The sequence below is a fragment of the Bordetella genomosp. 8 genome (assembly GCF_002119685.1).
Taxonomy (GTDB): Bacteria; Pseudomonadota; Gammaproteobacteria; order Burkholderiales; family Burkholderiaceae_B; genus Bordetella_C.
In genome coordinates this window covers 4,893,595-4,916,992 of the sequence record NZ_CP021108.1, presented here as the reverse complement: position 1 = coordinate 4,916,992, position 23,398 = coordinate 4,893,595, and the positions used below count along the sequence as shown (strand labels likewise).

General features: G+C 65.8%; 17 protein-coding genes and 1 tRNA gene. 11 read left to right on the top strand and 7 right to left on the bottom strand.

All coding sequences use genetic code 11. The features are described 5' to 3' along the window. Positions 1-35: 35 nt before the first annotated feature. Positions 36-2,792, bottom strand: a complete 2,757-nt coding sequence (locus CAL12_RS22250) for a decarboxylase (protein WP_086066609.1) — start codon at positions 2,790-2,792, stop codon at positions 36-38. Positions 2,793-3,045: 253 nt separating this feature from the next. On the opposite strand from CAL12_RS22250, the gene CAL12_RS22245 reads away from it, so the two are divergent. Beyond that, positions 3,046-3,606: a YSC84-related protein gene (locus tag CAL12_RS22245; protein WP_086066608.1), complete on the top strand. Its 561-nt coding sequence runs from the start codon at positions 3,046-3,048 to the stop codon at positions 3,604-3,606. A 41-nt stretch (positions 3,607-3,647) separates the two neighbouring features. On the opposite strand, the gene mgtE is transcribed toward CAL12_RS22245, so the two are convergent. The 3 genes from mgtE to CAL12_RS22230 all read right to left on the bottom strand — a co-directional run bounded on the left by mgtE (position 3,648) and on the right by CAL12_RS22230 (position 6,672). Then, positions 3,648-5,120: a magnesium transporter gene (mgtE, locus tag CAL12_RS22240; RefSeq protein ID WP_086066607.1), complete on the bottom strand. Its 1,473-nt coding sequence runs from the start codon at positions 5,118-5,120 to the stop codon at positions 3,648-3,650. Positions 5,121-5,133: 13 nt separating this feature from the next. Then, positions 5,134-5,544: an acyl-CoA thioesterase gene (locus CAL12_RS22235; protein ID WP_086066606.1), complete on the bottom strand. Its 411-nt coding sequence runs from the start codon at positions 5,542-5,544 to the stop codon at positions 5,134-5,136. 75 nt (positions 5,545-5,619) lie between these two features. Then, complete coding sequence (locus CAL12_RS22230) at positions 5,620-6,672, bottom strand: YeiH family protein (protein WP_086066605.1); 1,053 nt, start codon at positions 6,670-6,672, stop codon at positions 5,620-5,622. A 161-nt stretch (positions 6,673-6,833) separates the two neighbouring features. Here CAL12_RS22230 and CAL12_RS22225 point away from each other — a divergent pair, with 161 nt between their 5' ends. Next, on the top strand, positions 6,834-7,706 hold the full coding sequence (locus CAL12_RS22225; RefSeq protein WP_086066604.1) for a LysR family transcriptional regulator: 873 nt from the start codon (positions 6,834-6,836) through the stop codon (positions 7,704-7,706). Here CAL12_RS22225 and CAL12_RS22220 read toward each other — a convergent pair. Next, on the bottom strand, positions 7,680-8,891 hold the full coding sequence (locus CAL12_RS22220) for a M20 aminoacylase family protein (protein WP_086066603.1): 1,212 nt from the start codon (positions 8,889-8,891) through the stop codon (positions 7,680-7,682). The two genes, CAL12_RS22225 and CAL12_RS22220, sit on opposite strands and share 27 nt — an antisense overlap. A gap of 168 nt (positions 8,892-9,059) precedes the next feature. On the opposite strand from CAL12_RS22220, the gene CAL12_RS22215 reads away from it, so the two are divergent. Continuing rightward, a complete protein-coding gene (locus CAL12_RS22215; protein WP_086066602.1) occupies positions 9,060-10,808 on the top strand; it encodes an AMP-binding protein in 1,749 nt (582 codons plus the stop codon). An 87-nt stretch (positions 10,809-10,895) separates the two neighbouring features. Here CAL12_RS22215 and CAL12_RS22210 read toward each other — a convergent pair whose 3' ends face one another. Beyond that, positions 10,896-11,777, bottom strand: coding sequence for an inositol monophosphatase family protein (locus tag CAL12_RS22210; protein WP_086068049.1), 882 nt, complete (start codon positions 11,775-11,777; stop codon positions 10,896-10,898). Positions 11,778-11,900: 123 nt separating this feature from the next. Between CAL12_RS22210 and mnmD the strand changes: the two genes are divergently transcribed. The 8 genes from mnmD to CAL12_RS22170 all read left to right on the top strand — a co-directional run bounded on the left by mnmD (position 11,901) and on the right by CAL12_RS22170 (position 22,729). After that, complete coding sequence (gene mnmD, locus CAL12_RS22205) at positions 11,901-13,808, top strand: tRNA (5-methylaminomethyl-2-thiouridine)(34)-methyltransferase MnmD (protein WP_198298299.1); 1,908 nt, start codon at positions 11,901-11,903, stop codon at positions 13,806-13,808. Between the two features lie 264 nt (positions 13,809-14,072). Next, a complete protein-coding gene (locus tag CAL12_RS22200) occupies positions 14,073-16,295 on the top strand; it encodes a glycoside hydrolase family 31 protein (protein ID WP_086066601.1) in 2,223 nt (740 codons plus the stop codon). A 134-nt stretch (positions 16,296-16,429) separates the two neighbouring features. Further along, a complete protein-coding gene (locus CAL12_RS22195) occupies positions 16,430-17,521 on the top strand; it encodes a methionine ABC transporter ATP-binding protein (protein ID WP_086066600.1) in 1,092 nt (363 codons plus the stop codon). Continuing rightward, on the top strand, positions 17,475-18,131 hold the full coding sequence (locus CAL12_RS22190) for a methionine ABC transporter permease (protein WP_086066599.1): 657 nt from the start codon (positions 17,475-17,477) through the stop codon (positions 18,129-18,131). Before CAL12_RS22195 ends, CAL12_RS22190 begins: the two co-directional genes overlap by 47 nt. 72 nt (positions 18,132-18,203) lie before the next feature. Then, entirely contained in the window at positions 18,204-19,004 is an 801-nt protein-coding gene (locus CAL12_RS22185) for a MetQ/NlpA family ABC transporter substrate-binding protein (RefSeq protein WP_086066598.1), read from the top strand. 193 nt (positions 19,005-19,197) lie between these two features. Then, positions 19,198-19,273, top strand: a tRNA-Lys gene (locus tag CAL12_RS22180). 664 nt (positions 19,274-19,937) lie between these two features. Next, a complete protein-coding gene (locus CAL12_RS22175) occupies positions 19,938-22,136 on the top strand; it encodes an AAA family ATPase (RefSeq protein WP_198298298.1) in 2,199 nt (732 codons plus the stop codon). Between the two features lie 128 nt (positions 22,137-22,264). Next, positions 22,265-22,729 carry a type III secretion system chaperone gene (locus CAL12_RS22170; protein WP_086066596.1) on the top strand — a complete coding sequence of 155 codons (465 nt, stop codon included), beginning with the start codon at positions 22,265-22,267 and terminating at the stop codon, positions 22,727-22,729. Between the two features lie 9 nt (positions 22,730-22,738). On the opposite strand, the gene CAL12_RS22165 is transcribed toward CAL12_RS22170, so the two are convergent. Then, complete coding sequence (locus tag CAL12_RS22165; RefSeq protein WP_086066595.1) at positions 22,739-23,377, bottom strand: response regulator transcription factor; 639 nt, start codon at positions 23,375-23,377, stop codon at positions 22,739-22,741. Between the last annotated feature and the right edge of the window lie 21 nt (positions 23,378-23,398).

Genomic DNA, 23,398 nt, shown 5'->3' with positions numbered 1-23,398 from the left:
CGCCCGTCGCGGTCCGGGCCGGCGGCCGCGACGCATCAGCCGACGCGATGGCGGGACTTGATGGCCGATGGCTTGATCACTTTGAGACCGCGCGCGGCGTTGTAGCCGTGAATCTCCTTGACGTCGAGCTTGCGCATGAAGCCAATGGTGTCGGCGTCGACCAACTGGCCGGGCACCATGATCGGAAAGCCGGGCGGATAGGGGATGACGAAGTTCGCGGACACCAATTCCGGTCCATTCTTGAGCCGCTCGTCCAATGTTTCGCTTTTGAGCGGCAGGTACTCGCATTCGCTTTCGTCGTAGGCGGCGAAAAATGCCGAGCGCATGTCGCCTTCCAGCGTCACGCTGCCGGGATCGTCGCGGTAACCGTCATGGAAGCGGCTGAAGTTGGGCAGGTTCGGCACGTCCTCCATCAGGCCCCTGACCCTGCTTTCGAATGCCTCGCGGCCGGCGTCTCCTTCTTCCTTGAGCCGCGCCTCGATTTCCTCGGCGATTTCCAGCAGGACCTTGATCAGCAATGCGACGTCGCTGCGCGTATTGTTGATATTGCTTTGGAGCAGCACGCTATTGCGCGACGTCTTGTTCAACTGGATGTTGTAGCGGTTCGCCAGCAGGTTCTTGAACGTGGTGCCGTCGAACCCGGCCGTCCCGCAAACCAGTGTCAACCGCGTGGGATCGAGGCAGAACTCGTCTTCCATCAGCGCTTTCGCGGCGGTCATCCAGTTCGCCCCTGGTTGAAGGTAGTCGACGAATCCCGACGGCCGGAATTCTTCCGGGACCATCTTGTCGGCGCCTAATATGCTGAAGTACCGGGAAATCAGCGGATGCCTCGCGACTTCGCGGCGGATCGCCAGCGCGGTTTCGATGGCTCGCATGACGAGCTCGTATCCTTCGAGCTCCATCTGCCGGCGCGCCACGTCCAGCGAGCCGATAATCTGGGCGTTCGGCGAGGTCGAGGCATGGATGAATACCGCCTCGCGGAAGGCCGAGACATGGCGGTCGTAGTCGTCGTCGCGGACCGCCACGATGGAACCCTGCCGCAGGCTGGACATCGACTTGTGGACGGAGTCGGTCTCATAGACTCTTATCCGCATCGTCTTGGGGTTGGGGACCAAACGCCGGTGGAGCAGGCTTTCATCGGCCGGGTCCAGGTCCTCGCCGACTTCCTTGGCCTGCGACTCCCATGCCTGCATGGACGCGGGATCCTCCCGCCATTGCGCCAACGCGGCCGCCGCGCCCATGGCCGTGCGCGGGCGCAGGAACGGCGACCATCGGGCAAAGCCGAACCATGCCTCGTCCCACAGGAAAATCAGGTCCGGCTTGATGGCCAGGCATTCCTCCATGACGCGCCGGGTGTTGTAGATATGGCCGTCGAAGGTGCAATTCGTCAAGGTGACCATGGCCGCGCGGTCCAGCCGGCCTTCGGCCTTCAGGTCCAGCAGCGCCTTCTTGATCGTGCGCAGCGGTACGGCGCCGTACATGGAGTATTCCGTCATCGGGAAGGCCTCCACGTAGAGCGGTTGCGCCCCGGACAACACCATGCCGTAGTGGTGGGATTTATGGCAGTTCCGATCGACGATGACGATGTCGCCCGGCTTCGTGACCGCCTGGTAGACCATTTTGTTGGAGGTCGACGTGCCGTTGGTGACAAAGAAGACGTGGTCGGCGCCCACCGCGCGGGCAAACTTTTCCTGCGCCAGCTTGATGTTCCCCGTGGGCTCCAGCATGCTGTCCAGGCCGCCCGTCGTGGCGCTGCTTTCGGCCAGAAACAGGTTCAGGCCGTAGAACTCGCCAAAATCGCGGATCCAGTTGGACTTGATGATGGATTTTCCGCGGGCGATCGGCAGAGCGTGGAAGGTGCTGATGGGACGGGCCGCATAGCGCTTCAGGTTGTCGAAATGGGGCGTGGCCTGGCGATCCATTACGCCTTCCAGGATATTCAGGTGCACCTCCATCGGCTCCTCTACCTCGTAGAACACCCGGCGGATGTCCGCGGCATTGCGGTCACCGGCCAGCTCTTCGACCCTGCGGTCGGTCAGCAGGTAGATGTCGAGCTCGGGGCGTATGCGCTTGATCAGTTGCGCCAGCTTGACGCCCACCTCGCGGGGCGCCGTGCTGGCGGTGTCGAGACGCTGGTACACCTGCAGGAAATCGCGCAGCAGCGGCACGTCGTGCTGCGACGGTACGGGGATGCCGTCGTAAATCACAACGGCTTCCAGCTTTCCATTGAAGATGGTGGCAAGAAAGGCGTCCTCGAAGCTCCCGACCATGACGGGCTCGTAGATCATGACGTCCTCGCGCCGCCGAAGACGGCGAATCTCCTGCGCCAGCGCCGCCAGGCGTGCCGCGGGGGCCGAGGTGACGAACAGTGTCTCGAAGTACGGCCGTCTGGCGCCATCGCCGCGCAGCCCCGGCGGAATGCGGTCGGGTACATCCGCGGCCGCCTCGTCGCCCTCGTCCCACGCGCTTTCCTCGTATCGATAACTGCCGGACAGCAGAGCGCTGCTTATACGCAGGACAAGCCGTGCGGCGCCTTTGGCGTCGTCGTCCGCGATGCGTTCATCGAGCAGGTGCAGCAACTGCGCGCCGGGATAGGCGAAGTAGCTTTCCATGGGTCGGACAGCCGCCAGCGCGTCGCGTACCGCCGCACTGACGCGCCCGTTCTTGCCGCTGCGCGTGTCGGCGGCCCAGGCCTGCGCCTTCGCATTGAGCTCGCGCCAGCGATCCATGCGGGCGGCGGAGTTCGAAAATAGGTGATCCAGGTGCTGGTCTCCGGCGGCTTCCGTCTTCATGGTGTTTCCCCATTTGCTCGTCACCCCGGAAGGCCGCGTCGCGTCCCCGGCGGACATTGACATGTGCGCACCGTCGTTCAGCACGGAACGCCCCGCCAACTATGAACGCGCAGCGGCATCGAGGCCGCAATTGGACCAAGGTCCAATGGTGAGGGTCGCCCGCCTCTTTCAGTATTTGCCGTGAGCGCGTTTCCGGCGAGTCGATCCGCGGAACCGCGTGGTGGCGACAGGTTCTCTACGAGGAACGCACATCATGAACAGGATTCCGAGTCTCGCTTTCGCCTGCTTCTTGCTCCTGGCCCTGACCGGCTGCGGCGGGCCGACGGTCGCCACCGGCGGCGATCCGACCCTGGACCGTGAAGCGCGCCAGGCGCTGGAACAGCTGTTCGCCCAGACGCCCGAAGCGAATTCCGTGGTGCGGCCCAAGGCCAAGGCGGTCGTCGTGTTTCCCAATATCGTCAAGGCGGGATTCATCTTTGGCGCGCAGGGCGGCAAGGGGGTGATGTTCGACCGGGACGGCAAGGTGGTCGCGTACTACCGGGTGCGAGGCGTCTCGTATGGGCTGCAGGCCGGCGCGCAGGCCTACTCGGAGGCGCTGTTTCTTATGACGGATGAAGCCATCACCGAACTGACCAGCGGCGCCGGCTTGTCGCTGGGCGTGGGACCCAGCGTGGTGGTGGTGGACGTCGGCGCGGCCAAGTCCTTGACGACCACGACCTTGAAGGCCGATGTCTATGCCTTCATCTTCGGCCAGGAGGGGCTGATGGCCGGGCTGGGCGTACAGGGACAGCGGATCGTCAAGTTCGATGATTGAGCGCTGACGAATGGCAAGGGCCCGCCGCTGCGTCCAGGGTCCTAGAGCAGGAACAGGGTGGCCAGGCCCAGGAAAATGAAAAACCCCAGCGAGTCCGTGGCGAAGGTCAGCAATACGGAAGACCCGATCGCGGGGTCCTTGCCGAAGCGGTCACGCAGCATGGGCACCAGGACGCCGACCGAGGCGCCCACCAGCATGTTGCAGATCATGGCCGCCATCATCACCAGCGCGATGGGCACCGACCCGGAGATGCCCCAGGCGAACAGCGCGGCCACCAGGCTGCCGCACAGCCCCACCAGCAGCGTGACCAGCAGCTCGCGCTTGACCAGCTGCCACAGGTTGCGGCCGGTGATCCGGCCGACGGCCAGGGCACGGATGATCATCGTCATGGTCTGGTTGCCGGAGTTGCCGCCGATGCCGGCCACGATGGACATCAGGAAGGCCAGGATGACGATGTGGCTGACGGTACCCTCGAAGCGCGAGGCGACGAAGGACGCGGTGGCGGCGGTGCACAGGTTGAACAGCAGCCAGGGCGCGCGGTTGCGCAGGGCCATGGCCACCGGCGCGAAGATGTCCTCTTCCTGCAAACCGGCGCGCGACAAGGCCTGTTCCTGCGAGTCTTCGCGCATCACGTCGACGACGTCGGCAATGGTGACGCGGCCGATCAGCCGGCCCTGGTCGTCGACCACCGGCGCCGACACCAGGTCGTAGCGTTCGAAGGCGCCGGCGGCATCGGCGTCCGAATCCAGCGCGGCCAGTGTCAGGTAATCGGTGCTCATGACGTCGCGCACGGCGATATCGGGCTCGCTGACCAACAATGTCGACAATGGCAGGATGCCTTGCAGCTTGTCCTGGCGATCCACGACGAAAATCTGGTCGGTGTGATCGGGCAGTTCATGCAGCCGGCGCAGGTAGCGCAAGACGACTTCCAGCGTGACGTCCTCACGCACCCGGACCATCTCGAAATCCATGATGGCCCCGACGCTGTCTTCGGGATAGCCCATGGCTTCGAGCAACTGCGCCCGTTCCTCGTCGGTCAGGCCCTTCTGGACTTCGGCAACGACGTCGGCCGGCAGGTCGGGCGCCAGGTCCGCCAGCTCGTCGGCGTCCAGGTTCTCGGTCGCCGCCACCAGGTCCTGGCGATCCATCGCTTCGATCAGCGACTCGCGGACCCAGTCCTCGACTTCCAGCAGCACGTCGGCATCATGCTCGGCGCTGACCAGCTTCCAGACGGCCTGGCGCTCGTCCTTCGGCAGCGATTCCAGGATGAAGGCGATGTCGGACGGGTGCAGCCCGTCGACCAGCGCCTTCAGTTCGGCTTCGTGCTGCCGCTGCACCAGTTGTTCGACCAGGTTCTGCCGCGTATCGCCTTCTTCCTGGCGATGCACGAGGCTGGCGACCAGCTCCTGCCGGCGCAGCAGTTCCTGCACTTCGCCCAGTGCGTGCTGGGCGTCTTCCGGGTCGAGGCGGCGCGGCGCGGCGGCCGGCTTTTGCACGATGTCGGCTTCGGTCATACGCGCTCGCCTGTCATAGCGCGGGCAGGGGACGGCTGCGGCGGGCGTCGTCCGTCGCGACGTAGACCAGGGTGGCTTCCGTGACCTTCACGACTTCGGCGTCCAGGCGCTGGCGCTGGGCGTAGACTTCCACGGACACGGTGATGGACGTGGTGCCTGTCTTGACCACGTCGGCATATACGCTCAACAGGTCGCCGACGAAGACGGGCTGCTTGAACACGAAACTGTTGACGGCGATGGTGGCCACGCGGCCGGCCGCGCGGCGCGCCGCCGGAATCGATCCGGCGATGTCCACCTGGGCCATGATCCAGCCGCCGAACACATCGCCATGCACATTGGCGTCCGCGGGCATGGGCATGACGCGCAGGACCGGGTCGCGATCCTTGGGCAGGGTGACGAAGGGCGATGTTTGACTGGCGGACATAGGGCCGGCTCCTTACGGATAACCGGCCGATTATGACGGAATTTCGTCGTCGTCGCGTGACAGCCGCCTGACCGTTCAGCCGAGCAGCTTCACCAGGCCGTAGCCACCGAAGACCAGCCACACGTACAGGATCAGGCCCAGCGCCAGTACGCGCGGTCCGGCCTTGCGGATCTGGCTGAAGCGGGTCTCGATGCCCAGCGCGGTCATGGCCATGGTCAAGGCGAAAACGTCCAGCTTGCGCACCTGCGTCACTACGTCGGCGGGCACCACGTTCAAGGAATTGACGATCGCCAGTGCCAGGAAACCGACGGCGAACCATGGAATGGGCAGGCGCGTGGCGCCCCCATGACCGCCCTGGGCCTTGGCCCCGGCAGCCCGGCGCAACCAGAGTCCCAGCACCAGCAGCACCGGCACCAGCAGGGCGACGCGCGTCATTTTCACGATGGTGGCGACTTCGGTCGTCGCCGGATCCACATTGCTGGCCGCGCCGACGACCTGCGCCACTTCATGCACCGTGCCGCCGATATAGATGCCCAGGTGCTGGGTGTCGAGGTTCAGCCATCCCGCATGGTAGAGGACCGGGTACAGGAACATGGACAAGGTGCCGAACAGCACCACCGTCGCCACCGCCACCGCGCTCTTGTGGGGCTGGGCGCGCAGCGTCGGCTCGAAGGCCAGCACCGCCGCGGCGCCGCAGATGGCGCTGCCCGCCGAGGTCAGCATGGCGGTATCCCGGTCCAGGCCCAGCAGGCGTTGGCCGACGACGGTGCCGATGACCAGCGTGCCCACTACCACCGCCACGGAAACCGCCAGGCCGGGCAACCCGACGGCCGCGATCTGCTGGATGCTGATGTTCAGCCCATAGAACGCGACGGCGATGCGCAGCAGCCGCCGCGCCGCGAAGTTCACGCCGGTGCTCCAGTCGTGCGGCATGGTGCCGCGCAGGAAGTTGCCGTAGATCATCCCGCAGACGATGCCGACGACCAGGGGCGAAAAGCCCAGGTTGCGGAGAAACGGCAGGCTGGCCAGCTGGACGACGGCGGCGGACAGCAGGCCGACGAACAGCACGCCGTTGAGCTTGTCGCGCCAGGGGGTTGCCAGCGGCAGGCTGGCGGTGGTGGTGTTCATACGCGTCGATTCCCAAGTCCCGCCGCGACAGGAAAGCCCTTCCTGTTATGACCGCGCGGCAGACCTAAATAACTGGTGGTAATGTTACGTTTGCACGATTCATTTGAAAACTTTGCATATCGGATGTTTAATATCAGGAATTCCGATATCTTGGCGAGACGATGACGCCGGAACAACTCTTGACCTTCGCGTATGTCGCCGAAGCGGGGAATATCAGCCGTGCGGCGGAACTCCTGCACCTGTCCCAACCGGCGGTATCCGGCCAGTTGCGGGCATTGCAGGAATGGTTCGGCGAGCCCCTGTACCGCCGCAGCGGTCACGGTATCGCGCTGACCTCCGCTGGCGAAGGCCTGGTCGAACATGCGCGGCAATTGCGCCATGCGTATGCGCAGGCGCGCGGCGTCCGCGATGCATGGCGCGGCATCGCGTCCGGTTCGCTGCAACTGGGCGCCAGCACCACGCCCGCCAGCTACGTGCTGCCCGCCCTGGTGGCGGCTTTCCGCGCCCGTTATCCCGCAGTGGCGTTACAGCTATCGGACGGCAATACCCGCGAAATCGTGCAGCGATTGCCGCAACTGGACATGGCGTTCATCGAAGGCGATATCCCGGCGGGCTTGCCGGCCGATACCGCGGTGTACGAATGGCGCGCCGACGAAGTCGTCGCCGTGGTGCCGGCCGATCATGCCCTGGCCGCGCATGGCAGCGCCACGCTGGCCGACATCGCCGCCTATCCGCTGGTGATGCGTGAACAGGGCTCGGGGGTGAGGGGATTGGTCGAGCGCGCCTTCCAGGCCGAAGGGCTGGCGCCGGATGTGGCGCTGGAACTGGCTGGTGTGGAAGGCGTCAAGCAGGCCGTGCGCGCCGGCCTGGGCATCGGCTTCGTATCCATCATGTCGATGCGCCATGAAGACGGCGCGCTGGTGGCGTTGCGCGTCGGCGCGGGCGGCCTGACCCGCACCTTGAGCATCCTGCTGCCGCACGCATCCGCCCCGGCGCGCGCGGCCGCGCTATTCCTGGAGATGTGCCGCGCCTGACAGGCGCGCCAGCGCGAGCCGGACCCAATACGTGGCGCCCAGCCCCAGCAATTCATCGTTGAAATCGTAGCTGCCGTTATGCAGCATGCAGGGGCCCATGCCATGGCCCGCCACGCGGTGGTCGCCCCAGCCATTGCCGATCCAGACGTAGCAGCCGGGGATTTCCTGCAGCATGAAAGCGAAGTCTTCCGCGCCCATCGAAGGCTGGACGTGGTCGTTCACGTTGTCCGCGCCCACCAATTCGCGCATCACCTCCGCGCACACCGCGGCTTCCTCGCGGTGATTGATGGTGGGCGGATAGTGGCGCTGGAAATCGAAATCCACCTCGCAGGCGAGCGCCGCGCAGGTATGCACGGCGATATCGCGCATGCGTTCCTCGATCAGGTCCAGCGATTCGACCGTGAAGGTGCGCACTGTGCCGCGCATGACGGCCTGCGTGGGAACGACGTTGTCGGCACTGCCGGCATGGATCTGCGTGATGCTCAACACCGCGGCATCCAGCGGGTTGCGGTTGCGCGTGATGATGGTCTGCAGCGATTGCGCCAGCTGCACCGCCGTCATGACGGGGTCGATGCCCAGGTGCGGCATGCCGGCGTGCGATCCCTTGCCGGTGATGGTGATGCGGAAATCGTTGCTGGACGCCATGATGGGCCCATCGGTCAGCCCGAAGGCGCCCTGCGCCATGCCCGGCCAGTTGTGCATGCCGAACACCGCTTCCATGGGAAATTCACGGAACAGCCCATCGTCGATCATGCGCTTGGCCCCGCCCCCGTGTTCTTCGGCGGGCTGGAAGATCACGTAGACGGTGCCGTCGAAATCGCGGTGCTGGGCCAGGTAGCGGGCGGCGCCCAGCAGCATGGCCGTATGGCCGTCATGGCCGCATGCGTGCATCTTGCCCGGGTGGCGGCTGGCGTGTTCGAACGTGTTGATTTCCTGCATCGGCAGGGCATCCATGTCGGCGCGCAGGCCGATGGCCCGGGTGCCCGGGCCATTGCCGCGGATGGTGCCCACCACGCCGGTGCCGCCCAGGCCGCGGTGCACGGGGATACCCCATTCCTCGAGCTTGCCGGCCACCACGTCGGCGGTCCGGAATTCCTCGAAACACAATTCCGGATGGGCATGCAGGTCGCGCCGGATGGCGGCGAGTTCCGCTTGCCAGGCAATGATGGGTTCGAGCAGTTTCATGAGGCACCGATAGGGTTGCGCGCCTGCGCGGGCGCGGCAAAATTGGACTGGGGCAGGAGACCGCAAGGGGTCGCCTGGGGCCGTCGGAACGGCCGGCAACCGCGTGGCGGCGGCTGGACGATTGAGCGTATCATCAAACACGGCCTTTATTAAATTGGAGACAACACCATGCAGCGTCCATGGCTGGCCGAATATCCCGCCGGCGTGCCCGCAGACGTGTCGGTCGATGCCTATGTTTCGCTGGTCGATCTGCTGGATCGGGCCTGCGAACGCTACGCCAGCCGCGTGGCATGCACGGCGATGGGCACGGACATCCGTTACGAGACATTGGACCGCCACGCAAGGTGTTTCGCCGGATGGCTGCAGTCGCTGGGGCTGCAACAGGGGACGCGCGTCGCCCTGATGATGCCCAATGTGCCCGCCTACCTGGCCTGCATGCTGGGTACGCTGCGCGCGGGCCATGTGCTGGTCAATGTCAATCCGCTCTACAAGCCTGCCGAACTGCAGCGGCAACTGCTGGACAGCGGCGCGCAGGTCATCGTCGTGCTGGAAAACTTCGCGCACACCCTGCAGGACGTCGCCGACCGCGGCGAACTGAGGCATGTCGTCGTCACCGCGGTGGGCGACCTGCTGGGCGGGGTCAAGGAAACGGTGGTGAATCTGGTGGCGCGGCACGTCAAGAAGGCCGTGCCGCAGTGGCGGATAGAAGGCGCTCTGCCTTTGTCGCGGGCGCTGGCGATCGGCCGGCGGCACGGTTTCGAGCCGCCGGTGCTGTCCATGGACGACCTGGCCGTCCTGCAATACACCGGCGGCACCACGGGTACGCCCAAGGGGGCCATGCTTACGCATCGCAACCTGGCGATCAATGTGCTGCAGACCGAAGCCGTGGCCTGGCCGGCGCTGCACGACGTGCCGGGGCAGCTCACCATCATCAGCGCCTTGCCGCTGTATCACGTATTCGCGATGACCGTCTGCGGCCTGTATGGCATGCATGCCGGCATGCGCAACCTGCTCATACTGAATCCGCGTGACCAGCCCGCGCTGATCAAGGCCTGGCGCGATCTGCCAGTGAATATCTTCCCCGGCGTCAATACCCTGTTCAACGCGCTGGCCAACAATCCCGCCTTTGCCGCGCTGGACTTCTCCGCGCTGCGCCTGACGTTCGGCGGCGGCATGGCGGTGCAGGGCACCGTGGCGGAACGTTGGCGCGCGATCACCGGGCGCCCCATCATCGAAGGCTACGGCCTGTCGGAAACCGCACCGGTCGCCACGGTCAATCCCACCAATACGCTGGCGTTTTCCGGCACCATCGGCCTGCCCGTGCCGTCCACCGACGTCGCCATCCTGGACGATCGCGGCGAGGCCGTGCCGGAAGGCCAGCGCGGCGAGGTCTGCATCAAGGGCCCGCAGGTCATGCGGGGCTACTGGCAGCGCCCGCAGGAAACCCGCGAGGTCATGACGGCGGACGGCTATTTCCGTACCGGCGACATCGGTACGATGGACCAGCGCGGCTATATCCGTATCGTCGATCGCAAAAAGGACATGATCACCGTGTCCGGCTTCAAGGTTTATCCCAATGAAGTCGAGGAAGTCATCGTGTCCCATCCCGGCGTGCTCGAAGCCGCGGCGATCGGCGTGGAAGACGAACGGTCGGGTGAAGTGGTCAAGGTCTTCATCGTGCCGCGCGATGCGGCCCTGTCGCAAGCCGAAATCAACGCGTGGTGCCGCGAGAAGCTGACGGGCTACAAGTGTCCGCGCGAGATCGAGTTCCGCACCGAACTGCCCAAAAGCAATGTCGGCAAGATCCTGCGGCGTGAACTGCGAGAAGCAGCGGCGCGGGAATCCGGTGCCCGCGAACCCGCGGCCGGGCAGGCCGCTTCGTGCGCAAGCTCCCCGCGGGAGGCCGCCGTCCGCTAGGCAGCGAGGCGCGCGTCCATTTTTCGTTCGGATGTGCCGGGGGGATGCACCCCGGATCGCGGCGCGGCCTGGCGCGGGCGGACCGGCTCAGCCCGCTGTTTTCCTGACCAGGTGCGGCGCGATCATGGCTTTCAAGGCGGCGGCGATGTCCTTGTTGCCGGACACCACGTAGCCGCCGATGGGCCAGCTGTCGACGCCATGCATATCTTCCGCCACGCCGCCGGCTTCGCGCACGATGACCGTGCCCGCGGCGACGTCCCAGGGCGCCAGGCCCATTTCCCAATAGCCGTCGTAGCGGCCCGCCGCCGTCCACGCCAGATCCAGCGCGGCGGCGCCCAGGCGGCGCACGCCGCGGGTCTGGTTGATGGCATCGTGCAGCGTGGGCATGTATTGCTGTGCGAACGAGAAGTCCCGGAACGGGAAACCCGTCGCCAATACCGCGTCGTCCAGCGACGGCGTGCGCGAGCAGGCGATGCGATGGCCGTTCAGCCATGCGCCGACGCCGTGGATGGCGTTGAACAGTTCTTCGCGGCAGGGGTCGTAGACGACGCCCACCACAGGGGTATCCGCGGCCAGCGGCGCACCGCCGTCCACCTTGGCTCCCGCGCGCGCGATCAACGCGATGGACACCGCGTAGTGCGGTATGCCGTGCAGGAAATTCGTGGTGCCGTCCAGCGGATCGATATACCAGGTGGCCTCGCCCTCGACCTTGCCGCCGGTCTCCTCGGCGACGATGCCGTACTGCGGCGTGCGTTCGCGCAGGACTTCGATGACGGCGGCTTCGGCTTCCCGATCGGCCTGGGACACCAGGTCGTTGCGCGCCTTGCGGTCGATGACCAGGTCGGCACGGTGATGCGCGTACGATTGCAGTATCGCGGCTCCGGCGTGCGCGGCGTTGACGGCGGCATCCAGGGCTGCGCACAGATCCATGGGCACTTGATGGGAAGCGGCTTGCGCGGAGGGTTGCATGCTTGTCTGGCGATAATCAGGGTTGTTCCGCGTCGCGCGCGGCGCGATGCGGCGGGCGGTCAAGATGGCTGCCCGATAGACCGATTCTACGCCGCACATAGTATCCACACGATGTAACCCCCCATGTTCGAGTCCTCCAGTGTTGCTTATCGGCCCTTGATTCCCGCCGATCCCGTCATCGACGAGGGCGGAGTCGCGTACAGCCGCGAGTACGACGATGTCTATCACCCCGTCGACGGCGCCTGGGCGCAGGCGGAATACGTGTTCCTGCAGGGCAATGGCTTGCCCGACCGCTGGCGCGAGCGCGCTGCATTCACCGTCTGCGAAACCGGTTTCGGCCTGGGCCTGAACTTCCTGGCGCTATGGCGCGCCTGGCGTGACGATCCGCGGCGGCCGGCACGCCTGCATATGGTGTCGTTCGAGGCCCATCCATTGCGCCCGGACGATCTGGCGGCCGTGCTGCGCCGCTACGCCGGCGCCGCTCCACTGGCGGAGCTGGCGAGCGAACTGCTGGCGCAATGGCCGCCGTTGCTGCCGGGCGTGCATCGACTGGAATTCGATGGTGGGGCGGTGACGCTGACACTCGGCTGCGGCGATGCCGCGGCCCTGGTGCCGGCGCTGGATTTCGTCGCCGACGCATTTTTCCTGGACGGTTTCGCGCCGGACCGCAATCCCGGCATGTGGACGCCAGCCCTGATGCGGGCCCTGGCGGCGCACGCGGCGGCGGGCGCCACCGCCGCGACCTGGTGCAGCGCCGGCACCGTGCGCCGCGGTCTGCAGGAGGCCGGCTTCGCCGTGTCCAAACGGCGGGGCTTCGCGGGCAAGGTCCATATGACGGTGGCGGTCCACCCGGGCGCGCGGCCGGTTGCCACGCCGCCGCCGTCGCATGTCGCGGTCGTCGGTGCGGGGATTGCCGGCGCCGCGCTGGCCCATGCGCTGGGCTTGCGCGGGGTTCCCGTCACGCTGTTCGATGCGCGTCCGGTTTCGGTGCATCAAGGGCATGCGGCGGCCGCGCTGACCCCGCTCGTCGCGCGCGATGACAATGTTCGCGCGCGCCTGTCGCGAGCCGGCAGCCAGCGCGTGCAGGCCCGCTGGCGCGGCCTGCCCGTCGAAGTGCGTCCCTGGCAGTGCGGAACCCTGCAGCTGTCGCGCGACGCCGGCCGTGCCGCGGACGCCGCGTCGGTCCTGCGGGCACTCGCGTTTCCGGATTCATGGGTGCGCGGCGTCGACGCGGCCGAGGCTGGCGCATTGGCCGGCTTGCCGCTGTCGCGCGGCGGCCTTTACTTCTCGGCCGGCATGCTGGTGCGCCCGCCCGCCTTGATCCAGGCCCTGATCGCCGTATCGGCGGCCGCCTTCGTACCGGCCGCGGTCCGCCGCATCGAACATCGTGCGGACCTCTGGCGCCTGTACGACGACGCCGGCCGGGAGGTCGGGCAGGCTTCCCACGTGGTGTTGGCCAATGCCATCGGCGCGCGCGACATCCTGGCGGCGAGCGAGCTGCTCCATAGCTTCCCGCTGGTCGCCCGTATGCACGCCCTGGCGGGAGAAGTGACCTTGCTGCCGGCCGGCGGACTGGCGGGTGGCCCGCGCTGCATTGTGGGCGGCGAAGGCTATCTGCTGCCCGCCGTGGATGGCGCATGCGTCGCCGGCAGTACCTACGCCCACGGCGCGTCGGCAAGCCTCGTGACGGCGGCGGGGCAGGAAACCAATATCGCCAAGGCGGCGGGCCTGCTCGCGCCAGGCGCGATGCGGGCTTTCGAGGCGTCCGCCGGGTCCTTGCCGGGCTGGGCGGGATGGCGGGCCGTGCTGCCCGGCAGGTTGCCGGCGATCGGGCCGGCGGCGCATGCGCCGGGCTTGCACCTGGCCACGGGGTATGCATCGCGCGGATTGAGCTGGGCCGCCCTGGCGGGGGACGCCATCGCAGCGCAGCTGTGCGGCGAGCCCGCCGTCCTGGAATCCGACCTGATGGCGGCCATCGCGCCGGGCCGCGGATCCGGGGTAGCCAGGGTTGGCGTCGCCAAGCCTGACTGATCGATACCCGCCTCAGCCGAAATGGGGTGGAAGCCGGAAATTGCCAGACGTTGCCGCGCGTTGGGCCCTCCGCTCGGCCGGCGGCGGTGGGCGCCCGTGCCGCCGGCCGGCGAGGTAAGCGGCCGCTTCGGCCCCAGGCACGGCCAGTACAGCCTGTCCGGCGCCAGCCCCGCAAGGCGCAAATCCAATGCCGAGTTTATTTCAGACGACAAATCCGTCAAAATAGCGCCTTTTGGTGCTATTTGGCTAAGCGGGGGATGCTAGGTGCCGCCCAAGTTCGATTTTGCGCATACAAACCAGCTCGAAAGCGTCGAGCTGTTGACCGCTCGCCCCAGCCGCATTGATTTCGATACGGGCGACGGTTTGCGTTTTGTGGTCGAGCCGCACGCGCCGGGCGTTTTCCGGATCCGCTGTGGACATCCGCATGCGTTGGCGGATGACAAGCCCAGCACGCGTGAAAAGGCCATTGCCGAAATGCTGCTCGCCCGGCAGGAGGCCGTGGGAGAAGCCACGATCGCGCCGCGCGATGGCGGCGGCTGGCGCATTGCCCAGGGCGACACCGCGCTGGAAGTCATGACCGATCCGGTGCGCGTCGCGCTGTTCAAGGGCGACGCCCAGGTCTTCGTGTCGGATGACTCCGAGCATGCGCCCGGCTTCGGCCACAACGCGCTGGACGAAGCGGACGAAGCCGTGTGGACCGTCAGCTTCGCGCTGGATGGGGCCGACCGTATCTATGGCCTGGGCGAAACCCCGGGCGATCTCGATCGCCGCGACGAACACGTCGTATCCGACGATCCCGAGCATCGCGCGCTGCCGCTCGCGTGGAGCCCCAAGGGCTGGGGCGTCTACGTCAACACCGTGCGGCGCGTACAGCATGCGCTGGGCGCGGAGCCTGCCGACAGCGCCTACGTCGTCACGATGGACGGCGCGGTGCTGGACCTGTTCCTCTTCGTCGGCGAGCCCACTGAAATCCTGAATCAATACACGGCCTTGACCGGCCGCGCCGGCCAGCCCGTGCTGTGGGCCATGGGGGTCTGGCTGCGCCAGGCCGAAGGCGAAATGGCCACGCAGACCACCGCGCTGATCGAACGCATGCGCGCGCAGGAGCTGCCGCTGGATGCCGTGCAGCTGGCGCCGCCGGCCGCCTGGGCATTCCAGGCCGACAAGCCGCAGCTCGAATGGGACGCCGCGCGCTTTCCCGACGCGCGCCAGTTGTTCGCCCTGTTCCACAAGCATCACGTGCACGTGTGCGCGCCCGGATTCCCGGGAATCCTGCGCCATACGGCGCTGTTCGAGGAACTGGAAGATCGTGGCTGGCTGTTGGCGCGCGACGACGGCAACGCCCAGGTATTCGATGGCACCGCCGCATCGTCGGGACAGCCCTTCGGGCTGCTGGACCTGACCAACCGCGACGTCTACGCATTGTGGGCGGAACGGCAGCGCCAGTTGATCGAAGACGGTCTGGACGCGCCGGCCTGTGACATCCAGCTGGCCATACCCGACGGCATCACCGCGCGTGGCGGCGAATCCGGCCCGGCGCTCCGCACCATCTATCCGCTATTGGCCCGGCGTGCCCTGTTCGACGCCGTCGCCGGCCACAAGGTGCCGCCGGAAGGCGTGGTGCCGAGCACCGATCTCTTCCCCGCGGCGCAACGCCTGCCGTGGCAGAACGGCCCGCGCGTCAGCAACGACTGGCAGGGCCTGGAGCATACGCTGCGCACCGCCTTGTCGATCGGCGCCAGCGGCCTGCCCGTGCAAGTCCACGCCATCGGCAATGCCGCGGCCTCGACGGACGCGATGACGCCGGAGCTCTACCTGCGCTGGCTGACCTTCGGCGTGTTCTCTTCCAATCTGATCTTCGAAGGCGTCGACAAGCTGCTGCCCTGGGCCTTCGGCGAAGAAACCCTCGCCCATGCGCGCACCTGGCTGCAATGGCGCTATCGGCTGATCCCATACGTGCTGGGCGCGGTGGAAGACGCCGTGCGTACCGGCCTGCCGGTCCAGCGCTCCATGGCCATGGCCTTCCCCGGCGACGAGGATGCGCACGCCTGGGATCTGCAGTATCTGCTCGGCCCCGCGCTGCTGGTCGCGCCCATCGTCAAGCCCGGCAACGAGGTCCGTGTCTACCTGCCCAAGGGCGAAGCCTGGTGGGATCTGAACACCGGCCATCGTTACGAAGGCGGCTCGGTCTGGACCGTGACGTGCGATCCTGGCCAATACCCGGTATTCGGTCGCGAAGGCCACATGCTGTGCCTGGGCCCGGCCGCGCATCACACGGGCGAATTCAATTCCGCCCGTATCCTCGATGAGGTCTGGATGTTCGGCATGCCCATGCACAACCCCGTGGTCATGCGCAACAAGATCCGGGTCATGCAAATGCAGGGTTCCAGCTATATCAAGGGCCTGGAAGGCCTGCGCATCCTTCCTTCCGAAGGGCTGGAGGTCAAGCGTCGCGGCGCGGAAGTCCGGATTTCCCGGGCCCGCTGATACCGTACGTCCGATCACGCTCTCCCCACCGGGGCAGGGCGGCATGCGTGCGCGATTTATAACCAAAAGTTATAAGGCCGGCACGAAACTGTCGTTCTGCTACGTATCGCGCTCGTTCACAATGTCGTCGCGCCATGATTCACATCAAAAACCTCAACAAGACCTATGCCACGCCGCATGGCCGGTTCGAAGCCCTGCGCGGCATCAACCTGGATATCGCGCAGGGTGAAGTCTTCGGGATCATCGGCCCCAGCGGGGCCGGCAAGAGCACCCTGGTCCAGTGCATCAACCTGCTGGAACGTCCGGACGAAGGCACCATCGCCATCGGCGACCAGTGCCTGACGGGCCTGCCCGAAGACCAGTTGCGGCAGCAGCGCCGCCGCATCGGCATGGTCTTCCAGGGCTTCAACCTGCTGGCCCGCCGCACCGTCTACGGCAACGTCGCCTTGCCGCTGGAGATCGCCGGCGTGCCGCGAGGCGATATTCCCGCCCGTGTCGACCGGCTGTTGAAGCTGGTCGGCCTGCAGCATCTGGCTCATCGCTACCCGGCCCAGATCAGTGGCGGGCAGAAGCAGCGCGTCGGTATCGCGCGCGCCCTGGCCAACGAGCCGGATGTGTTGCTCAGCGACGAGGCCACGTCCGCCCTGGATCCCGAAACCACCCACACCATCCTCACGCTGCTGCGCGATATCAACCGCCAGACCGGCGTCACCGTGGTGATGATCACGCACCAGATGGAAGTGGTGCGCGAAGTCTGCGACCGCGTGGCCGTGCTGTCCGAAGGGCAGATCGTGGAAATGGGCACCGCCGCCGAAATCTTCGCCACGCCGCGCCACGACATCACCAAGTCCATGGTGTCGGCGGCAACGGCCAGCGACCTCACGGATGCCACGCTGTCCGCCCTGCAATCGCGCATGCGCGACGCCGTCGCCGCCCGGCCTGACACCGCCGTCCGGCTGCTGAGGCTGTCGCTGGGCGGCAGCCATGGCGCCAACGGCGTGATCTCTCATCTTTCCCGCCATTTTTCACTGGACGTCAGCCTGATCCAGGCCCGTATCGAGGACGTGCAGGGCGTTGCCGTGGGAACGGCCTTCGTCCTGGTCCAAGGTGCGCCGCAGTCCCTGGACCAGGCCTCGAATGACCTGGCGACGCGCGCCGTCGCCGTACAAGAGCTTGCACATGAGCCCGCAACAACTGATAGACGCACTGACCACTTCGCTGCTTGAAACGCTATTGATGGTCGGCGTGTCCGGCGGCATCGCGGTGCTGCTCGGCATACCCCTGGGCGTGGTGCTGGTGGTCACCAGCCGCGGCGCCATGCTGCAGCGGCTGGCCGTGAACCGCGTGCTGGCGGCCATCGTCAATGCGACGCGGTCGCTGCCTTTCATCATCCTGATGGTCTTCATCATCCCCTTTACCCGCCTGGTCGCGCAGACGTCGATCGGCACGACGGCAGCCATCGTGCCGCTATCGGTCGCCGCCATTCCGTTCATGGCGCGCATCGCCGAAAACGCCTTGCGCGAGGTCGACCCCGGCTTGATCACGGCAGCCCGGGCGATGGGCGCGTCGCCGGCGCAGATCATCATGAAAGTGCTGCTGCCCGAAGCCTTGCCCGGCCTGGTGGCGGGCGTCATGGTCACCATCGTCAGCCTGATCGGCTATTCCGCGATGGCCGGCGTCATCGGCGGCGGCGGCCTGGGCGACCTGGCCATACGTTATGGCTACCAGCGCTTCCAGACCGAAGTCATGACGGCGGTGGTCGTCGTCCTGATCGTGCTGGTGCAGGTGATGCAGAGTCTTGGCGACTGGGCGGTCCGCCGCATGTCGCATCGTTAGCCGGCCGCGCGTCGCGTCGCCATGGGGCGCCCGCGCCGCGGTCAAATCGCAATCCTGGGAATCCAAATAATCATGAAGCTGAACTTCATCAAGAAAATCGCCGTGCTGGCACTGGCCGCCGGCCTGGGCGCCACGGCGTCCGCTTACGCGCAGGACAAGCCGCTGAAGGTCGGCGTCACGGGCGGCCCGCATGCGGAGATCATGGAAGTCGTGAAGGAACAGGCCGCCAAGCAAGGCCTGAAGCTGCAGATCGTCGAGTTCTCCGACTACGTGCAACCCAACGTCGCGCTCGCGGCGGGTGACCTGGACGTGAACAGCTACCAGCACCAGCCGTATCTGGACAACGCCAATGCGGACCGCGGCTACAAGCTGGTCAGCATCGCCAAGACCGTGATCTTCCCCATCGGCATCTACAGCAAGAAGGTGAAGAGCCTGGACGCGCTGAAGGAAGGCGCCCGCATCGGCATTCCCAACGACCCGACCAACGGCGGCCGTGCCTTGCTGCTGCTGCAGACCCAGGGCCTGATCAAGCTGAAGGCCGGCACCGGCCTGAAGGCCACGCCGCTGGACATCGCGGAAAATCCCCGCAAGCTGCGGTTCATCGAACTGGACGCCGCCCAGCTGCCGCGCTCGCTGGATGACACCGATGCATCGGCGATCAATACCAACTTCGCCATGCAGGCCGGCCTGGATCCCAAGAAAGACGCCATCGCGCAGGAAGCGCCCGATTCGCCCTACGCGAACGTGCTGGCCGTGCGCGAAAAGGACAAGGACCGTCCGGACCTTGCCAAGCTGGTGGCCGCGTACCACTCGCAGGCGGTCAAGGATTTCATCCAGACGAAGTACCACGGCGCGGTCATCGCAGCGTGGTGATCGCTGCTTTGGTGGTTATTGCCTGGCGATCGCCGGGGCGATCGCCGGGGTGATTGTCGGGGTGATTGTCGGGGTAATTGTCGGGTGATCACCGCTTGGTGGTCACCAAGCGCGGCCTCGGGGCACGTCCCCGCCCAGGGGGCTTGCTTTTTGACAAGCCAGGCCTCATAGGCCATAATCGCGGGCTTCGGTCGGGTCGTTAGCTCAGTCGGTAGAGCAGCGGACTTTTAATCCGTTGGTCGCGCGTTCGAGTCGCGCACGACCCACCACCAGAATTATCCTGCAGTCCAGGTATCTACGCCGCTCTCACGAGCGGCGTTTTTATTTTCCGGGCGGTGTTGTTATTTCTTCAACGCCCGTTGCCGCCCGTGGTGCTGTCCGTGGTCGCGTGATCAGCAATCCACGCTCGGGCCGAACAGGCAGAGGCAGCGCTGGCCGGCCAGCGTCGAATATCCCGCTCGTTGAACACCAGTTCGTCCGCCAAGATCGCGCGGTTTCCGGTGCGTCACTTCAGCTCATTCCTACGCGATACGCGCCTCAAATACGAGGGCCGCGTTCGCACGGGCGGCACCTGTAGAGGCGCTGTGCCTGTAGAACCGTAACTTTCCCTAAAGCTACGGCTCAGAAATTTCCTATTTTTCCTGCGCTAGGTGTTGCCTAGACTTCGACGCATTAAGGTGTCGGGGCGACTGATTGGCGATCCACGTTGTTTCCATGCGTGATGCCACATTCCAGGTCTCCGCAAGGCGGCCGCCCGTTACCTCGGTGACCCTGTTGGCGCCCACGTTGCTTGCCAACAGACGTCAATCCGCACGTGCACACGTCCGGACGTTACCGCAGGTATCAACCCTGACCCCTCTGCCTCGGCGCCCGGATGGCGCCGCCAACTTTACGCCTACGGTCGTTCGATGCATTCGGCCGACTTGGATTCCTATGTCTCAAATACTGAATCGGCCCGTTCGGATCTGCCTGCTTGGCGAATTCCAGCTGATCGTCGACGGCGTGGATAAAACCCCGCTGATCGCCTACGGCAAACCCAAGCTGCTGCTCGCCATGCTCGCGCTATCACTGGATAAGAAGCAATCGCGCGCCGCCCTGGCGGAGCTCCTGTGGCCGAACTGCGCATCGGGGGCGCGTGCGAACCTGCGCCATGCGCTCTGCGTGCTGCGTCACGTGCTCGGGCCCATGGAAAAAGCCATCCTGTCCACTTCCAGCATGCTGGCGCTGGATCAGAATCTGGTCACCGTGGACGTGCTGGCGCTCTGCGGAATCGGCCCTTACGCGCGGCTTACCCTGGAAGAAAGGCTCGGCCATGATCGCGGCGATCTGCTCGAACACATGGTCACGCCGGTCAACGCGGCATTGTCCGCCTGGCGCATGAGCTGGCAGTCGCGCCTGTCGCAGGAAGTCTCGCAATGCCGGCAGGCCTACATCGCGCAATTGTGCGCGGAAGACAAAATCCAGGATGCCTTGGCCAGCGCGCGGCAGTGGGTGCAGGTACACCCGGGCGACGAACATGCCCATCGCGACCTGATCCGCATGTTGCGCGATACCGGCCGCAGGGAATCGGCGATGAAGGCATACGAGCATTGCGTCGCCGTCATGGGCGAATACTATGGCACGACGCCATCGTTGGAAACCCGGTCGCTGCTCGATGTCTCGGCCTCCAACGAACGCGCCGTGCAAGCGCCGTCCTCCGCCAACGATGACGCCCGGCCATTGGCGGTCCTCGCGGTGGCCATCGGCCATGAGGGCGACGGTGTCCCGGGCGAAGAAACCATCGACCGGGTGCAGGCGGCCCGTCAACGGCTGGTCCGGCTGGCGCAGGCCGCCGGGCGCCGCGTGTGCCTGGGCGCCGATGGCAATCTCGCCATTCTCTTCGGCTATCCCACGCTGAACGAACGCCCGACCGAATCCGCCGCGCGCCTGGCCTGCTACATCCGCCGTTGCGCGATATCGCCGCATGTGTCGTTGGGCATGGGCATCCACGCGGAGCTCGCGCGCGTTCCGCCCGATAACGGAACGCTGCCGATGATGCTGGTCGGGCAAAGGGCGCTGCGCCTCGCTTACCTTGCCGAGTCGGGGGAAACGCTGCTGACGGACGCCGCCCAGGCACGCCTCAGCGATCGCTTCGTCGTGCGGCCGGACGAGCGCTATGGCCTGCGCGTGGGCATACTGGAAGGCCAGTCCCAGGCCATCACCGTCCATCGCATGTTCGGCCGCACCACCGAGTTCGACATCCTGGTCCGGCGCTGGAACAGCCTGCGCAAGAACGAGCGGCCGCATGTGATGTATCTGCGGGGCGAGCAAGGCATAGGCAAATCCCTGCTGGCCCAGGTCTTCGCCGAATACGTGCGGCGCGGTGGCGGCGCGGTCTCTTTCCTCCGCTGCGACCAGGAAAACCGGCAACTGGCGTTGCATCCCTTTCACGAATACTTCCTGTCCCGGCTCGCGGTTCAAGACAGCGTGGGCAACCGGGCCGCGGACGACGCCGAGCTCGGCTATGCGCGGGCCATCGAATCGCTGGGCTATCGCGTCGGCCTGGACAAGGCGACCAGCGCGATGCTGGTGGACTATTTCGTCGGCCAGCGCAGCGGGGCCAGCGGCCCGGCGCCGTCGACGCCCGAAGTCGACGCCCTGGTCGCGCCGTTGTCCAATCTGCTGCTCGATGGCGACGCACCCAACCAGGCCTTGCTGGTACTCGTGGACGATGCGCAATGGGCGGACGCCGCCACCCGCGGCTTGCTGACATCGCTATTGCATCAGCGTCGCCGCGATCCCGTCATGATCCTGCTGTGTGGCCGTGGCATGAACCTGAACGTGCCGATCGACGAAACCATCACCATGCCGCCGCTGCGTCGCGACGCGATGGTGCAACTGGTGACCTTCCGCGGAAAGGACAAGCGGCTGTCCAGCAAGATACGTCGCCGCATCGTTGAGAAAGCGCGCGGCGTGCCGCTCTATGCGGAGCAGATGGTGCGCCAGTGTCCTGCTGACATCGAGGAAGAAGCGCCATTGCTGATACGCGATCTGCTGGCGGCGCGCGCCGTCTGCGAACGCGAAGACTCGACGGAGGTCGCGGTCCCGCGCCTGGCCGGCGAATACACCATCCCATTCATGGAAACCGATTGAGGCTGTCCACCCTGGGCACAGGATTCCACAAGAACCCCTCAGGAACCATACCTCGGGCAATGCCACTGACCGGTCCCATCATATGCCGAGGTTGCTCATGAATACGGTATCGCCCGACGGAGACTCACATGGACGCGCATAAATTGATCGCGCTGTTCGGAGAGGAAAGCGGTGTTCCGCTCACCTTGGGTGAATCCGGGACCATAGACCTGATATTCGATAACGACGTCACCGTCACGCTGGAACATGATGATCCGCAAGACATGCTGCACGCCTATGCGGTATTGGGACAGGAACCCGTCGAAGCAGACCAGCGCTTGACGCTCTACCGCGATATGCTTTCCGCCAACGCCTTTGGACACGAAACCGAAGGTGCCGCCTTGTCGCTGGACGATCGTACGGGCGAAATCCTGCTCACGCGCCGGCTCGAGCTGGCCGACGCTACCGTCATCCAGCTGCGTCGCACGGTGGAAAGCATGGTCGATGTCTCGCTGAGCTGGCGTGAAAAGCTGGCCACCGTCGGGCACGCCGCCCCTGTCATGCCCAGTATGGCCGCCAAGCCCGCACCCCCAGGAAACAGCCTGCGCGCTTGAGTAGCGGCGCTACACCAGTCCCATATCCCGGGCATGCGCATAAAGTTCGGCATCGTTGCGTGCCGCCAGCTTGCGCATGGCATCCATCTTCTGGCGGCTGGTCGTCTTCGCGCTGACGCCCAGGATCTCGGCAATCTGGTTATTGCTATAGCCCTGTGCGAACAGCCGGACCACCTCCATTTCACGAGGCGACAGTTGCACGGGTTCGGCAACCTGCGTTCGCGGGACGCCTAATGCGGCAAATTCGCGTTGAACATTCTCCGTGACGTAGGTACGCCGGCTCGCGGCACGCTGGACCGCCGTCGCGATTTCCTTCACCGCCGCGCTTTTCTCCACCAGGGCGAATGCGCCGGCCTGCAGGATCGGAGACATCAGGGCTGGTGATGCCATCTTCGTCAGTACGACGATACGAACGTCGGGGAACTTCTGCTTCAGTTGAAGCAGCATGGCGAGCCCGTCGGGCTGTTGCGAACCGGGCATGGAAAAATCGGTCACCAGGACATCGCAGGGATGCCGGGATAAACACGCAAACAGGCTTTCCGGCGAATCCGCCACCGCAACAACCCGGATGTCGCCGGAGGCTTCCAGGGCATTCTTCATGCCGAGCAGTACTACAGGGTGGTCGTCGGCAAGTATGACTCGAATCATTTAGATAGACGCTTTGGTAAA